13 protein-coding genes are annotated in these 14,890 nt (G+C 72.3%); 8 read left to right on the forward strand and 5 right to left on the reverse strand.

What is annotated here, in order from left to right:
- Window positions 1-53 precede the first annotated feature (53 nt).
- Together ACZ60J_RS27750 and ACZ60J_RS27755 are read right to left on the reverse strand one after the other, a co-directional pair.
- Window positions 54-1,244: an ROK family protein gene (locus ACZ60J_RS27750; RefSeq protein WP_469685926.1), complete on the reverse strand. Its 1,191-nt coding sequence runs from the start codon at window positions 1,242-1,244 to the stop codon at window positions 54-56.
- A gap of 37 nt (window positions 1,245-1,281) precedes the next feature.
- Window positions 1,282-2,622, reverse strand: a complete 1,341-nt coding sequence (locus ACZ60J_RS27755) for a CynX/NimT family MFS transporter (RefSeq protein WP_469685928.1) — start codon at window positions 2,620-2,622, stop codon at window positions 1,282-1,284.
- Window positions 2,623-2,784: 162 nt separating this feature from the next.
- Here ACZ60J_RS27755 and ACZ60J_RS27760 point away from each other — a divergent pair, with 162 nt between their 5' ends.
- From ACZ60J_RS27760 to ACZ60J_RS27790, 7 genes are all read left to right on the forward strand, one after another.
- Complete coding sequence (locus tag ACZ60J_RS27760; protein WP_469685930.1) at window positions 2,785-3,459, forward strand: FadR/GntR family transcriptional regulator; 675 nt, start codon at window positions 2,785-2,787, stop codon at window positions 3,457-3,459.
- A gap of 743 nt (window positions 3,460-4,202) precedes the next feature.
- Window positions 4,203-5,156: a TauD/TfdA dioxygenase family protein gene (locus ACZ60J_RS27765; protein ID WP_469685931.1), complete on the forward strand. Its 954-nt coding sequence runs from the start codon at window positions 4,203-4,205 to the stop codon at window positions 5,154-5,156.
- Window positions 5,157-5,246: 90 nt separating this feature from the next.
- Entirely contained in the window at window positions 5,247-5,804 is a 558-nt protein-coding gene (gene ssuE / locus ACZ60J_RS27770; protein WP_469685933.1) for an NADPH-dependent FMN reductase, read from the forward strand.
- 92 nt (window positions 5,805-5,896) lie between these two features.
- Window positions 5,897-6,928, forward strand: a complete 1,032-nt coding sequence (locus tag ACZ60J_RS27775) for an ABC transporter substrate-binding protein (RefSeq protein ID WP_469685935.1) — start codon at window positions 5,897-5,899, stop codon at window positions 6,926-6,928.
- 10 nt (window positions 6,929-6,938) lie between these two features.
- Complete coding sequence (locus ACZ60J_RS27780) at window positions 6,939-7,754, forward strand: ABC transporter ATP-binding protein (protein WP_469685937.1); 816 nt, start codon at window positions 6,939-6,941, stop codon at window positions 7,752-7,754.
- Complete coding sequence (locus ACZ60J_RS27785) at window positions 7,751-8,644, forward strand: ABC transporter permease (RefSeq protein WP_469685939.1); 894 nt, start codon at window positions 7,751-7,753, stop codon at window positions 8,642-8,644. Before ACZ60J_RS27780 ends, ACZ60J_RS27785 begins: the two co-directional genes overlap by 4 nt.
- 568 nt (window positions 8,645-9,212) lie before the next feature.
- The gene (locus ACZ60J_RS27790; RefSeq protein ID WP_469685941.1) at window positions 9,213-10,553 is read left to right on the forward strand and encodes an LLM class flavin-dependent oxidoreductase; all 1,341 of its coding nucleotides are present in this window, start codon (window positions 9,213-9,215) and stop codon (window positions 10,551-10,553) included.
- Window positions 10,554-10,577: 24 nt separating this feature from the next.
- Here ACZ60J_RS27790 and ACZ60J_RS27795 read toward each other — a convergent pair whose 3' ends face one another.
- The 3 genes from ACZ60J_RS27795 to ACZ60J_RS27805 form a co-directional block, all read right to left on the reverse strand.
- The gene (locus ACZ60J_RS27795; protein WP_469685943.1) at window positions 10,578-12,290 is read right to left on the reverse strand and encodes an FG-GAP repeat domain-containing protein; all 1,713 of its coding nucleotides are present in this window, start codon (window positions 12,288-12,290) and stop codon (window positions 10,578-10,580) included.
- A 158-nt stretch (window positions 12,291-12,448) separates the two neighbouring features.
- Entirely contained in the window at window positions 12,449-13,369 is a 921-nt protein-coding gene (locus ACZ60J_RS27800) for an NADP-dependent oxidoreductase (RefSeq protein ID WP_469685945.1), read from the reverse strand.
- An 85-nt stretch (window positions 13,370-13,454) separates the two neighbouring features.
- On the reverse strand, window positions 13,455-14,186 hold the full coding sequence (locus tag ACZ60J_RS27805; protein ID WP_469685946.1) for a DUF2470 domain-containing protein: 732 nt from the start codon (window positions 14,184-14,186) through the stop codon (window positions 13,455-13,457).
- Between the two features lie 182 nt (window positions 14,187-14,368).
- Between ACZ60J_RS27805 and ACZ60J_RS27810 the strand changes: the two genes are divergently transcribed.
- On the forward strand, window positions 14,369-14,764 hold the full coding sequence (locus tag ACZ60J_RS27810; protein WP_250742110.1) for a cell division protein SepF: 396 nt from the start codon (window positions 14,369-14,371) through the stop codon (window positions 14,762-14,764).
- Window positions 14,765-14,890: the final 126 nt, after the last annotated feature.

Below are 14,890 nucleotides of genomic sequence, written 5' to 3' on the forward strand. Positions count from 1 at the left end.
GTTAGGGGGGTACCTGTGAACGACCTATAACCACCGGATGTGATCTCGCCCTCTCATGTGAGTCGGGAGGGGTCACGAAAGAGCGGGGCGAGCAGGACGGTCGCGGAGGCTACCGGGAGTACGGCGGGACCCGCCTGCGGGGCGACGATCCGCCGCCCGTAGCGGTCCTGGTCGCCGGCCGCGTCGCGGATCTCGTCGAGGTAGCCGTCGTGGAGGATGCTGGCCAGCTCGGCGACCACCATGACGGCCGGGTCGAACACGTCGAGGAGCAGTGCGGCGGCCCGGCCCACGGTACGGGCGCGTTCGCGCAGCAGCCGGTCGGCGCGGGGGTCGCCGGTGGCGGCGGCGTCGACCAGGAGGTTGACTGCGTTGTCGGCAGGACCCGGGACGATGCCGCGGCGCACGGCCTCGGCGCCGAGGACCCCGTCGGAGGCGGCCGCCTGGAGGCAGCCCGTACGACCGCACGCGCAGGGGGTCCGCGACCCGGGCACCGGGAGGTGCGCGACGTCCCCGGCGGCGGCTTCCGGGCCCTGGTGCACGGTGCCCCCGATGCCGAAGGCGGCGTCGACGACGTTGCCGACGAAGAGGTGGAGGAGGCTGGAGCGGGCCTCCGGGCGGCCGAAGAGGATCTCGGCGTGCGCGACGGCGCGGGCGTGGTTGTCCACGGAGACGGGCAGGCCGAGTCGGCCGGAGAGCTCGGCGGCGAGCGGGAGGTCGCGCCAGCCGAGGGCGTCGTGGCGGACCACGGTGCCGTCGGCGGGGCGGACCCAGCCCCCGAGGGCCGCACCGACGCCGAGCACGGGGCGCCCGGCGGGGTTGGCGGCCCGGAGGAACCGGCCGAGTCCGGCGGCGATGTCGGCGGGGAGGCTGCCGGGGGAGCGGCCCGCGTGCGGGAGGGACCGGCGGGCCAGGACGCGGCCGCGCAGGTCCACGAGGCTGAAGGTGGAGGCGGGCACGCCGATGTGCAGACCGGCGGCGAGGGGGCCGCCGAGGGGACCGGTGTGCAGGTCGAGGGGGATGCGGGGGCGGCCGGGGCCGGCCGCCGCGGGGTGCGGCTCCGTCTCGGGGCGCTCGTGCAGCAGCCCGGCCCGGAGCAGGGCCGTGGTCTGCCGCGACACGGCCGCCGGACTCAGACCGCAGAGCTTCGGGATGTCGCTCCGCGCGACGGGGCCGTGGTCCAGGACGGCGCGGAGCACGGAGGCGGCGTTGGCGGCGGCCCGGCCGTCACCGGGGGTGGGAGGCACGGGCGGGCTCCTCGGCGGGGTGGGGGTGTGGTGCCGATCATGCCAGCCGGCGGTCGCGCCCGGCCCCGATGCCGAACAGGGCCATGGGGACGCAGAGCCCGGCCAGGAGGAGCAGCGGGAGGGTCCACTGCCCGGTGGCGTCGTGCAGGACGCCGACGAGGAACGGGCCGACGGCGGCGAGGAGGTACCCGACTCCCTGCGCCATGCCGGACAACTCCGCGGCGCGGGTGCTGTCGGGGCTGCGCAGCACGATCACCGCGAGGGCCGTACTGATCAGCAGGCCGCCACCGAGTCCCTGCAGGGCCATCCACAGGTAGGCGCCGGAGACCGGGGCGACGGCGAGCCCGACCAGGGAGACGGTGAACAGCACGGACCCGCAGACGGCGAAGGCCACTTGGCTGCGGGAGCGGTGTGCCAGGGCGGTGAAGCCGAGGGAGCCGGCGATGCCCAGGAGGTTCATGAGGGAGAGCAGGAGACCGGCCTCGGAATCGGCCATGCCGTGGCTGGTCAGCACGGCGGGGATCCAGGCGACGCAGGCGTAGTAGACGAGCGACTGCATGCCCATGAACAGGGTGATCTGCCAGGCGAGCCGAGAGTGCCGCAGTCCCCGGCGATCGGCGCGAGCCGCCCGCCGGTGTGCCGCGACGACGTCCGGAGCCGTCGGGCCCGGGACGGGGTCGGCGGCTCCGCCGCGCATCCGCGGCAGCCACAGGGCGAAGGCCAGGCCGGAGAAGAGGGCCCACAGGCCGACGGCTCCGCGCCAGCCCAGGCCCAGGGCCTCGCCCAGGGGCAGGGTGACGCCCGCGGCGAGTGCGGCGCCGGAGAACAGGGCGACCGAGTACAGGCCCATCATCAGGCCGACGCGTCCGCCGAAGTGGTGCTTGATGACGCTGGGCACCAGCACGTTGGACAGGGCCAGGGCCGCGCTGAGCACGACCGTCCCGGTGAAGAGTGCGAACAGGCCGGGCAGCATCCGGATCACGATGCCGACGGTGAGCAGCGCCATCATCGCGCCCAGCGCCCGGTCGCGTCCGATGCGCCGGGCGAGGCGCGAGGCCAGCGGGGCGAGGAGCCCGAAGCACAGGATCGGGAGGGTGGTCAGGAGACCGGCGGCCGATCCGCTCAGCCCGGTGCCGGCCCGGATGGCGGCCAGCTCCGGTGAGATCGCGACGACGCCCGGCCGGAGGTTGGCGCCGATCAGGAGCACGCCGACGGCCAGGAGCAGCACATCCCTCCGCCCGCCGGACGGCCCCTCGTCGGCCGGTGCCTCCTGCCGTGACTCACGGACCACTGTCTGCACGCTGCTCACGGTCACCACGCTCCACTTCAACGACTTCAACGACTTCAACGACTTCAACGCCACGATGAAAGATCCCATATTTGAAATCGCCGGAATGAGGCAATCTCAAGGAGAAGTAGGGGGATCTCGGGGAATCTCGTTCCAGAGTAGGCGCAAATGTCGGATTCCGCGACCCAAACATGGGATGTTTCTGGAGTGGGATCCTGGGTGTACGCCCCGTAGACGCGAAAGAGGCCGTGCGTGACGACGCTAGTGCAGCAGACCATCGAGCGGATTGAGCAGGCCATCGAGAGCGGCCGCTGGCCGCTGGACGAGAAGATCCCGGCCGAGGGCGCCCTGGTCGAGTCCTTCGGCGTCGGCCGCAACACGGTGCGCGAGGCGGTGCGCGCGCTGTGCCATACGGGCCTGCTCGAGGCCCGCCGCGGCGACGGGACGTACGTACGGGCCACCAGCGACCTGAACGCGGCGCTCCAGCGCCGCCTGCGCCACGCCGGCCTGCCGCACATCCTCCAGGTGAGGCTCTCCCTGGAGCGGGAGGCGGCCGGAGTGGCCGCGGTGCACCGCGGGGAGGAGGACCTGGCCCGCATCCTGTCCGCCCTGCTGGCCCGCCGCAGGGCGCTCGAAGCGGACCCGGAGGGCGTCGGCCCCGACTTCGTCGACCGGGACCTCGACTTCCACCGGGCCGTGGTCGCCGCCAGCGGCAACCCCCTCCTGGTCGACCTCTACGAGAGCATCTCCCAGGCCGTCCGGCAGAGCATCGCGGCCCTGGCCTCGCGGTGGCCGGGGGAGGTCCTCGGCTCCGGCACCCACGACGACCTCGCCGACGCGATCGCCCGCCGCGACCCGGAAGCCGCGGAACGCGCCGCCCGCGCCCACGCCCGCACCGTGCAGGAGGCGCACGACCGGGCGCTGTGAACACGGGCCGGGGTCCCCGGTCCGGCGGCGCGGGCCGAGGCCCGGATCCGGCGGTGCGTGGCGGGTGCGTTGCGGGGGCGTGAAATGAAGCCATGGTTTTCGGCCGTTCGGGGGGTGGCGGAAAGCGGTGAAACAGCAGGTCGCGCGGGGTGCGAGGGGGGTCCCGAGGGTGCTGGGCGGGCGCCCCGGACGGGATTGACCGGGGGGCGGGGGCGCTGGCAGGCTCCGGGACATGACCGCGACCGAGTTCCTCGCCCCGCGGCTCCACACCCCCGGCCCCTGTACCGCGCCGGGCGAGTGTCAGGGCCGTCGCTGTACGGCCCCGCGCTGTTCCTGAGCGTCCGAGGCCCTGAGCCCGCCGGGCCCTTGAGCCCGCCGGGCCCCTGAATCGCCGAGCTGCCGAGCGGCCGGGCGTTCGTACCCCGCCGTCCCCGGCGGTCGTACGGGTTCGCGCCGTGTCACCGGTGGGCCGGTGGTGGCCGACTCCGGGTCCAGGCCGTCCGATCCGAGCACCGCCCGCTCACTCCGCCGACGGCCGACGGCCGCCCGTCGATCCCCGCGCCGGTGCCGACGACCGAACGCCGCCGTTCCGTCGCAGGTCCTGCCGGTCCACTCGCTCTCCGCCGGTCCCCGCCGTCCCGACCCTGCCGCCCCGCCGAACTCCGCCGGGCGGTCACCGCCCGCCCTCACCCTCCTCGCTTCCCTTCATTTCTTCCTCTGCGGAAATAAACAAGGAGTCCCTCATGTCCACTGCCACCCGCACCGACCTCACCGTCACCAAGATCGGCGGCCGCATAGGCGCCGAGATCGGCGGAGTCAGGCTCGGCGGCGAACTCGAAGCCGAGGCCGTCGCCGGGATCCGGGCCGCGCTGCTCGCCCACAAGGTCGTCTTCTTCCGCGGTCAGGACCACCTCGACGAGGACGGCCACGAGGCCTTCGCCGAACTGCTCGGCGCGCCCGTCGCACACCCCACCGTGCCCTCCGCCGACGGGCGTTACGCGCTCGGCATCGACTCCCACCACGGAGCCCGCGCCAACCAGTGGCACACGGACGTCACCTTCGTCCCCGCCTACCCCGCCTTCTCCATCCTGCGCGCCGTCACCATCCCGCCGTACGGCGGCAACACCCTGTGGGCCAACACCGCGACCGCCTACGCCGGCCTGCCCGAGCCGCTGCGCGTCCTCGCCGACAGCCTGCGCGCCGTGCACTCCAACGAGTACGACTACGCCGCCCTGAAGCCCGACGCCCTGCCCGAGGCACTCGCCCAGTACCGCGAGGTGTTCACCTCGACCAAGTTCCTCACCGAGCACCCGGTGGTCCGGGTCCACCCCGAGACCGGCGAACGCACCCTGCTGCTCGGCAACTTCGTCCAGCGGATCAACGGGCTCACCGGCCGCGACTCGCGCCTCCTCCAGGACCTGTTCCAGGCCCACATCGAGCTCCCCGAGAACACCGTCCGCTGGCAGTGGCGGGCCGGTGACGTCGCGATCTGGGACAACCGCGCCACCCAGCACTACGGCGTCGACGACTCCGACGACCACGAGCGCACCCTGCGCCGCGTGACCGTCGACGGCGACGTCCCCGTCGGGCCCGACGGGGTCCCGTCCCGGCTGATCAGCCCGGAGTCCGTGCCGGACCCGGCCTTCGGCATCGCCTCCGGGGCCTCCGCTTCCGAAGCCTCCGCCTCCGGAGCCTGAGCCGGCGGGCACGGCCCCCGCGCCGCCCGGCACCGACCGGACCCGAACGACCCGTTCCGCCCCACCTCCCCGTCAGCCAAGGAGCGTTCCGTGCCCAAGCTGCTCGCCCTCACCGGCAGTCCGTCCGTCCACTCCCGTACCGACGTGGTCGCCGACCACGTGCTGCGCCGCCTGAACCACGCCGGGTTCGAGACCGCGCAGCTCGCCGTCCGGGAGCTCCCCGCCGCCGATCTCCTCGCCGCCCGCCGCGGCGAGCCGGAGATCCGCCGGGCCCTGGAGGCCGTCGCCGAAGCCGACGGGATCGTCATCGCGACGCCCGTCTACAAGGCCTCGTACACCGGTCTCCTCAAGGCCTTCCTCGACCTGCTCCCGCAGGACGGGCTGGCCGGCAAGACGGTCTTCCCGCTGGTCACGGGCGGCAGCCTCGCCCACGTCCTGACCATCGACTACGCCCTGCGCCCGGTCCTCGCCGCGCTCGGCGCCCGGCACGTCACCGCCGGCCGCTTCGTCCTGGACTCCACCGTCGAGCGCGGGGCCGGCCCGGACCGGCTGAGGCCGGAGGCGGAGCTGGACCTGTACCAGGCCGTCGACGAGTTCGCCGACGCCCTGCGCGCCGCCCGGGCCGCCGCGCTCGCCACCGCGCGCTGACCCTCGTACGGAATCACCCGCCCGACCCGCCCGACCTGCCCGCCCCGTTCGCCCGACCCGCTTGACCCGGATCGACAAGGAATCGAATCGCCATGTCCGCAGCCTTCACCACCACCCGCACCTCCCGACGCCAGTTCCTCACCCTGCTCGGCATCTCGGCGGCCGCGGTGAGCTGCGGGACGGCGACCGCCACCGGCGCCCGCGGCGGCCAGATCACCTCCCTGAAGTACCAGGGCAACGTCGGTGCGGTGAGCCTGCCCGAACTCGCCGCCGACCTCGGCTTCCTCGGCGACGTGACCCTGGACTGGGTCGGCAACACCATCAGCGGCCCCCAGGACATCCAGTCCGCGGCCACGGGCCAGACCCACTTCGGCGGAGCCTTCAACGGCGCGATCGTCAAACTCGCGTCGAGCAAGGCCCAGATCAAGGCCGTCACCTCCTACTACGGCTCCGACAAGGACACCTACCTCGGCTACTACGTCCTGGAGGACAGCCCGATCCGCTCCCCCCGGGACCTGATCGGCAAGAAGGTCGGCATGAACACCCTGGGCGCCCACGCCCAGGCCCTGCTCGACATCTACCTGGAACGCAACGGCCTCTCCAAGGCCGACGCGGCCAAGGTCGAATCGCTCGTCGTGCCCCCCGTCAACACCGAACAGGCCCTGAGACAGAAGCAGATCGAGGTCGGCGTCCTCAGCGGCGTGCTGCGCGACAAGGCCCTGGCCGCGGGCGGCATCCGGCCGCTGTTCAAGGACTTCGAACTGCTCGGCGCGTTCAGCGCGGGCTCGTACGTGATGACGCAGAAGTTCATCAAGGAGAACCCGGACACCGTCCGCACCTTCACCACGGGCGTGGCCAAGGCCATCGACTGGTCCCGCGCCACCCCGCGCGAGGAGGTCATCGCGCGGATGACGGAGATCGTCAAGAAGCGCGGCCGCAACGAGGACACCTCGACCCTGCAGTACTGGCGCTCGTACGGGGTCGCCGAGGCCGGCGGCCGGATCGCCGACAAGGAGTTCCAGCTGTGGATCGACTGGCTGGGCGAGCGCGGCGAGGTCAAGAAGGGCCAGCTCAAGGCGGCCGACCTCTACACCAACGAGTTCAACGCGTCCGGGAAGGGCTGAGGGCACCACCATGGCGAAGATCGTGTTCGACTCCGTGACGAAGACCTTCCCGACGAAGGACAAGAAGAAGGAGTTCACCGCCCTCGACGGCATCGACCTGGAGATCGGCTCGGGGGAGTTCGTGGTCGTCGTGGGCCCGAGCGGCTGCGGCAAGTCCACCCTCCTGGACCTCCTCGGCGGCCTGACCCCGCCCAGCTCCGGCCGGATCCTGCTCGACGGCAAGCCGGTCACCGGGCCGGGGCTCGACCGGGGCATCGTCTTCCAGCAGTACGCGCTGCTGCCGTGGCGCACCGCGCTGGGCAACATCGAGTTCGGACTGGAGGCCACCGGCGTCCCGCGCCGCCAACGAGCCGCGAAGGCGCGTGAGTTCCTGGACCTCGTCGGTCTCTCCGGGTTCGAGGACCGGCACCCGCACGAACTGTCCGGCGGCATGCGCCAGCGGGTCGCCATCGCGCGCTCGCTCGCGTACGACCCGGACGTGCTGCTGATGGACGAGCCGTTCGCGGCGCTCGACGCGCAGACCCGCGAGTCCCTCCAGGACGAACTGCGGCGGATCTGGCAGAGCACCGGCAAGACGATCGTGTTCATCACGCACGGCATCGAAGAGGCCGTCTACCTCGGGCAGCGGGTGGCCGTCATCACCTCCCGCCCCGGCCGGGTCAAGCAGGTCGTCCCGGTGTCCTTCGGCGACCGGGCCACCGGGGCCACCGGTGAAGACCTGCGCTCCAGCCCGGAGTTCGCCCGCTACCGCCACGAGATCTGGACCCTGCTCCACGACGAGGTGGCCCGAGCCCAGCAACTGGAGAAGGAAGAGGTCGCCGTATGAGCACCACGGTGGAAGCGTCGGTGCAGGAGGCGGTGGAGGCGCCGGCGGTACGGACCCTCACACCCGCGGCGGTACGCACCCCCGCGCCGGCCCCCGTCAAGGCACCGGCCACGGCCCTGGCCCTGCGCATCCTGCGGGGGCTGCGCGCGGTGGCGCTGCGCTCGGCGGCGATCCTCGCGCTGCTGGCCCTGTGGGAGGCGGCGCCCCGGCTCGGGCTGGTCGACGCGACGTTCCTGCCGCCGGTGAGCGAGGTCGCCAAGGCCTGGTGGGAGCTGCTCGGCAACGGGCAGCTCGCCGAGCACAGCAAGGCGAGCCTCGCCCGCTCCTTCGGCGGATTCGGCATCGCGGTGGTCGTCGCGGTCCCGCTGGGACTGCTGATCGGCTGGTACCGGCCGGTGGCGGCGCTGCTCGGTCCCCTGCTGGAGGTGTTCCGCAACACGGCGGCGCTCGCGCTGCTGCCGGTGTTCGTCCTGCTGCTGGGCATCGGCGAGACCTCGAAGGTCTCGATCGTCGTCTACGCCTGCGTCTGGCCGATCCTCCTCAACACCATCAGTGCCGTGGGCAACGCCGACCCGACCCTGGTGAAACTGGCGCGCTCGATGGACCTGTCCACGCCCAAGCTGTTCCAGAAGGTGATCCTGCCGGCATCGGTGCCGGTCATCTTCACCGGCATCCGGCTCGCTGGGGCCGTCTCCATCCTGGTCCTGGTCGCGGCCGAGATGATCGGCGCGAAGGCGGGCCTCGGCTACCTGATCAACGCCTCGCAGTTCAACTTCGCGATCCCGCAGATGTACGCGGGCATCGTCACGATCTCCGCGATCGGCCTCGCCTTCAACCAGATCCTCATCACGATCGAACGCCGCCTGAGCACCTGGCGCGTCCCGTCCTGACACCCACCCCGGACCCAGCCTGGCCCTACGCAACCCGACCTGGCCGGACCCCAACCCGGCCCGGCCCAACCCAACCCGGCCCGGCCGGCCCGGCCCAAACCGGCCCAACCCGGCCCGGCCCAACCCGGCCCAACCCGGCCCAACCCGGCCCGGCCCGAGCCGATCCGGCTCGGCCAGGTCCGGCTCGGCCAGGTCCGGCTCGTCCCGGCCCTTTCCGGCCTGGTCCGACCAGACCCGACCCAGCTCGGCCTGGTTTGGTCTGGTCCGGGCCAACCTGTCCGGCCTGGTCCGGCTCGACCCAGCCCATGCCGGACCCAGCCCAGGCCGGACCCAGCCCGGCCCAGGCCGGACCCAGCCCGGCCCACGCCGGACCCAGCCCAGGCCGGACCCAACCCAGGCCGGGCTCGGCCCAACCAGGCCTCGGCCCCGGGCCCGGCCTCGGCCCCGGCTCCGGCCTCGGCGCCGGCCCCGGGCCCGGTCCGGCCCCCGCCCCGCGGGCCCGCGCTCCCCCCGTTCCCGGCCCCCGCCCCGCGGGGCCCCCGCTTCGTACCCGTACCGAGGACACGACATGACCGCACCCACGCCCCGGACCCTCCACCTCAACGCCTTCCTCATGAACGCCGGTCACCACGACGCCGCCTGGCGCCACCCGGCCAGCAGCCCCGAGCGGATCACCGATCTGCGCTACTTCCAGGAACTGGCCCGTACCGCCGAGCGCGGCCTGCTCGACTCGATCTTCTTCGCCGACGGGGTCGCCCTCTGGGGCAAGGCCCGCTACAACGCCGTCGGCGGCTTCGAGCCGCTCACCCTGCTCTCCGCGATCGCCGCCGTCACCGAGCACATCGGGCTCATCGCCACTGTCTCCACCACCTTCAACGAGCCCTACAACCTGGCCCGGAAGTTCGCCTCCCTCGACCACATCAGCGGCGGCCGCGCCGGCTGGAACATCGTCACCTCCGGCAGCGTCGACGAGGCCCGCAACTTCAACCGCGACGAGCACCTGGAGCACAACCTCCGCTACGAACGCGCCCGCGAGTTCCTCGACGTGGCCACCAAGCTCTGGGACAGCTGGGAGGACGACGCGATCGTCCTCGACAAGGAGCGCGGGATCTACGCCGACACCGACAAGCTCCACCCCGCCGCGCACCGCGGCGAGTACTTCGGCGTCGCCGGACCGCTCAACGTCCCCCGCACCCCGCAGGGACACCCGCTCCTGGTCCAGGCGGGATCCTCGGAGGACGGCAAGGAGTTCGCCGCCCAGTACGCCGAGGCCGTCTTCACCGCCCAGCAGACCCTCGCCGACGGCCAGACCTTCTACAAGGACCTCAAGTCCCGCCTCGCCAAGTACGGCCGCTCGGAGGACGACCTCCTCGTCCTGCCCGGCATCGCCCCCGTCATCGGTTCCACCGAGGCGGAGGCCAGGGCCCTGGAGCAGGAACTCACCGACCTCCAGGTGCCGGAGTACGGGCTCGCCCAGCTCTCCAACATGCTGGGCGTGGACCTCAGCGGGCTGCCGCTCGACGGCGGACTGCCCGAGCTGCCCGAGGAGCGGGACATCAACGGCAACAAGAGCCGCTTCACGCTCGTCGCGGAGCTCGCCCGCCGCGAGGGCGGCCTGACCCTGCGCGAGCTGATCGCCCGCCTGGGCGCGGGCCGCGGCCACCGCGTCTTCGCGGGGACGCCCGAGCAGATCGCCGACCAGCTGGAGGAGTGGTTCACGCAGGGCGCGGCCGACGGCTTCAACATCATGGCGCCGGTGCTCCCGACCGGCCTCACCGACTTCGTCGACCAGGTCGTCCCGATCCTCCAGCGCCGCGGCCTCTTCCGCACCGAGTACACGGGCCGAACCCTCCGCGAGAACTACGGCCTCGCCCGACCCGCGAACCGCTACACCACTGCCTCCGTCTGATCGATCGCCATCGATCGCCGCGGCCTACTGGAGATCGCGGTACATGTCCCAGCCGTTGCCGATGAGGGCTCGGGGGCGGAAGGCTCCCGTCCCCGAGCCCGTACCCGTAGAGGAATAGCGGTACAGGTTTCCGGCGCGGTCGGCCGCGAGGATGTCTCCCCTGCCGTCGCCGTCCATGTCCGCGATCGCTGCGAGCTTGCCGTAGACCTGCCAGCCGGTGCCCACCTTGACGGGGGGCCCGAAGGGGGCGGAGGCCTTGCCCGTCCCGGGGTACAGGTACACGTCCCCGGAGGGCGTACGGGCGATGATGTCGGCCCGGCCGTCGTTGGTGTGGTCGCCCGCTCCGAGGATCCGGTCGTACATGTTCCAACCCCAGCCGAGCTTGACCGAGGTGGAGAAGTACGGGCCGTACGCGATCTCGCCGGAGGAGTTCCGGTACAGGTGGAGGTTGCCGGACCCGTCGCGCGCAAGCAGGTCGGACTTGCCGTCACCGGTGAGGTCGCCGGGGGCCACCAGAGCGTCGTAGGCGCCCCACCCCAGATGCCCGCCGATCCGCTGCCCGCCTGTGGGGCCGCTCGTCAGACTGCCCTCGTTGCACACCGCTAGAAGGTCGGGCTTGGCGTCGATGGAGAGGTCGGAGGCGAATGCGGTCAACCTCGTCCCGGATACGCTGGCGTTGCCGCAGATGTAGGGGGAGGCAGCCGCACGGCGCGGTCCCAGCAGGCCGTTGCCGAGCGTCGGATAGATGAAGCGCTTGCCGTCGGGGGCCACGGCCTGGATGCCGGACTTGCCGTAGGCGGGAATTCCGCCCGCGCCGAAGAGCACGTCCGCCTTCTGCCAGTCGTTCCGCCAGGTGGCTTCGGTCCGCGGAGCGAAACGGCCGTTGCCGAGGCCCTTGTAGATGTAGAGCGAACCGTTGACCGTCCGGGCCGCGAGATCGCCGCGGCCGTCACCGTCCATGTCGTCACCGCCGGCGATCTGGTTGTACGCGCCCCAACCGCGGCCGAGGTCGACGGGCGGCTTGAACGAGGGGGACTTGCCCGCGATCCCGGAACGCATGTACAGCTGTCCGGCGGGCGTACGGGTCACGACGTCGCCGACCCCGTCGCCGTCGTTGTCGGTGACACCGACCAACTGGTCGTAGACCTGCCATCCGCCTGCGATCTTGACGCGCGGCCCGAACGGCGCGCCCTTCTTTCCGGTGGAGCCGTAGAAGTACACGTCACCGCTCGGGGTCCGGGCAAGGACATCCGGGCGGGTGTCACCGTTGAGGTCGCCGGTCGACAGCACCTTGTTGTAGATCTGCCAGCCGGACGCCACGCGCAGGGTGTCCGTCACCCAGTCCGCGGTGCCGTCCGCGAAGGTGCTCACCATGTAGAGCATTCCGTCGGCCGTGAGCGTGAGGATCTCAGGGGAACCATCGCCGTTCTGGTCTCCGACGGGTATGTAGTCCTTGAAGGAAACCACGCCCAGGAGGTCCTCTTCGAGGGTCATCTCGCTGCCCATGTAACCCTTCACAGGGTTCGCCGACCAGATCCGGCCGGTGTACGGCCGGTACATGATCTCGCCCAGTCCGTCCCCTGTGAAATCCGCGCGGGGCGAGGCCTTGTGCGGCTTCGGCGGAAGCGTTCCGGCGACTGCGGGTGACGACAGCAGCATGCCGGTCGCGGCGGCCAGGCCCGTGCAGGCCGCGATGAGACGACCCCGCGCGGCATGCGGACGCCTGCGTGAAGACATGAACATGATCCCCCCAGTGGAACGTGAGGAGCACATGCTAGACGTGTGTGCGTCCGCGAACGCATCCACCCCCTGAGGCCCCTCCGGGTGCCGGGCCCGGAGCGCCGGGCCCGCCTCGGCCCGGCGTCCCGGCGGATGGGGGCGGACCGGCGGGGAGGTCAGACCGTGAGGACGATCTTGCCGCGGGTGCGGCTCGTGGCGCTCAGTTCCCAGGCCTTCGCCGCCTCGGCGAGCGGCAGGGCGTGTTCCACGTGGACGGCGAGCCGGCCCTCGTCCGCGAGCCGGCCCAGGAAGGTCAGGTCGGCGGTGTCCGGGCGGACCCACAGCTGGTGCGCGCCCTGGGCGGCCGCGGTGTAGTCGGCGATGGAGACGATCCGGTGCTCCTCCTTGACCAGGGACCGGAGCACCGGGATGACGTCGTCGCCGAAGAAGTCCAGGGCGGCGTCGACCCCTTCGGGCGCCAGCTCGCGGACCCGGTCGGCGAAGCCCTCGCCGTACAGGACCGGCTCGGCGCCGAGCGAGCGCAGGTAGTCGTGGTTGTGCGCGCCGGCCGTGCCGATGACGCGCAGGCCGAGCGCGACGGCGATCTGCACGCCGAAGGAGCCGGTGCCGCCGGCGGCGGAGTGGATGAGCACGGTCTCGCCGGCCTCGAGCCCCACGCGGGTGAGCGACTGGTAGGCGGTGAGCCCGGCCAGCGGCAGGCCGGCGGCCTGCTCGAAGGTGAGCTCGCGCGGCTTGCGGGCGAGGGTGCGGACGGGAGCGGAGACCAGCTCGGCGTAAGTGCCCAGCTCCACCCACTCCTTGCGGACGTAGCCGTACACCTCGTCGCCGACGGCGTAGTCGAAGGTGTCCTCGCCGACCGCCTCCACGACCCCCGCGACGTCCCAGCCGGGTATGACCGGGTAGCGGACCTCGAGGATCGGATCGAGGTATCCGGCGGCGAGCTTCCAGTCCACCGGGTTCACGCCGGCGGCCTTGACGCGGACGAGGACCTCGCCCGGACCGACCTTGGGCTCCGGAACCTCGGTGAGGGCGAGGGCGTCGGGCGTTCCGTATGCGGTGTATGTGATGGCCTTCATGATCCTCCCAACGGGCCGCCGGGGGAACGTTGTTCCGGCTTCGGTCCCTTTTCTTCCGGAACGGCCCGTTCCCTGGTGGGGCCGCTCAGGCGGGCAGGGTGTTGCGGTGCGAGCTGCGCCGGGCCGCGCTGAACAGGGCCTGGATCTGCGCCCCGGACTGCTCCACGTCGTCGAGCGGGGAGGGGAAGGGGATCCGTACGTCGCGGTGGCCGCGCCGTTCCTCCAGGCGCAGGGTGATCCCGTACCGGTCCATGGCGAGCGGCAGTGCCCGCAGGACGGCGGACCCGGTGTCCGCCTTCGACCGTGCCTCCGTCCCGGGCTGGGGCCGGACCAGGCGCAGCAGGAGGGTGACGAGTTCGGCGTGGTCGTCGAGGAGATGGGTGAGCATCCCGGCCTCGTAGGGGGCGAGCGGGTCGACGCGGGCCGCGTCCAGCTCGTCGAGGCCGACGTACGAGCGGGCGCCGTCGGCGGTTTCGAGGACGGCCCGGCCGAACTCCATGCAGGTGGATCCGGAGCCCTCGTCCCCGGATGCGGCGAAGGGAGTGAGCAGGCGCCCGACGAGGGTGACCCGGGCGCGCACGCGGTCCCGTACGGGAGTGGGCGCGACGTCCGTGAACTCCAGCCGGATCGAGGGCCGGTGCTCGGCGCCGCCGCCCGGTTCGGCGGGGTGCAGGTGCAGTCGGCCGAGCGGATCGGTGCCGTCGAGGTGGCGGATCTCCGTGCGCTGCCCGTCGGTGACGACGGTCATGGAGTGGGCGGCGGCCAGGACGGACCGGACCCGCTCGGCGTCGGTGGGCAGCAGCAGGGGCAGGTGCATGTGGATCTCCGTCGTCCCGAGTGGCGAGAGGGCGCTTACTTAGGTATGCCTAACCTAACCTACTGAGCGGGTGGAGGGTAGTCGAAAGGGCTCTTCGGCTGCCTCGTGTCGGTGTTGGGCTGAACGGGTGAAACGCGAGAGGATGGGGGGATGCACATGAAGCGCAAGGCCGAGGCGGCCTGGTGAGCAGGTACGACGTCACCGACGAACAGTGGGAGGGGCTCGCGCAGGTGGTCCCCCTGCGGAGTCGCAACGAGTGGCCCTCCCGGGTCGATCACCGCACGATCCCCACGGTTCCCGGAGCGTCCGCGGCGGAGCAGCGGCGCTTCGTGGTGATCCGGGTCCAGGTCTTCGCGGACGCGCGGGAGGTGGCCGAGTACCTGATCGCGCAGATCCCGGTACTGCTGGACCTCACGGGCGCGGACGGCGAAGTCGCCAAGCGGATCCTGGACTTCAGCAGTGGCGTGGTCTTCGGCCTGGGCAGCGGGATGCACCGGGTCGACCGCAACGTCTTCCTGCTGGCGCCCGTCGGGACCGAGGTGGAGGGGATCGCGGCCGCGGCCGTCCCCCGATCGTAGGAAGGTCCCGCGGGCGGAACGGTTCGCCGGACCCACGGGGGGTCCGGCGGCCCGTACCGTCCCGCGCATGACCTCGCGCCTCGCTCCCGCCACCACACCGGCCGCATCCTCGGCCGCATCCTCGGC

The organism is Streptomyces sp. NPDC104226, assembly GCF_055584085.1.

Excerpts from the sequence above, each read along its gene's own strand:
- ACZ60J_RS27755 (WP_469685928.1), bottom strand. The coding sequence starts at position 2,622 with ATGGGATCTTTCATCGTGGCGTTGAAGTCGTTGAAGTCGTTGAAGTCG.
- ACZ60J_RS27765 (WP_469685931.1), top strand. The coding sequence starts at position 4,203 with ATGTCCACTGCCACCCGCACCGACCTCACCGTCACCAAGATCGGCGGC.
- ACZ60J_RS27775 (WP_469685935.1), top strand. The coding sequence starts at position 5,897 with ATGTCCGCAGCCTTCACCACCACCCGCACCTCCCGACGCCAGTTCCTC.
- ACZ60J_RS27780 (WP_469685937.1), top strand. The coding sequence starts at position 6,939 with ATGGCGAAGATCGTGTTCGACTCCGTGACGAAGACCTTCCCGACGAAG.
- ACZ60J_RS27785 (WP_469685939.1), top strand. The coding sequence starts at position 7,751 with ATGAGCACCACGGTGGAAGCGTCGGTGCAGGAGGCGGTGGAGGCGCCG.
- ACZ60J_RS27790 (WP_469685941.1), top strand. The coding sequence starts at position 9,213 with ATGACCGCACCCACGCCCCGGACCCTCCACCTCAACGCCTTCCTCATG.
- ACZ60J_RS27795 (WP_469685943.1), bottom strand. The coding sequence starts at position 12,290 with ATGTCTTCACGCAGGCGTCCGCATGCCGCGCGGGGTCGTCTCATCGCG.
- ACZ60J_RS27800 (WP_469685945.1), bottom strand. The coding sequence starts at position 13,369 with ATGAAGGCCATCACATACACCGCATACGGAACGCCCGACGCCCTCGCC.
- ACZ60J_RS27805 (WP_469685946.1), bottom strand. The coding sequence starts at position 14,186 with ATGCACCTGCCCCTGCTGCTGCCCACCGACGCCGAGCGGGTCCGGTCC.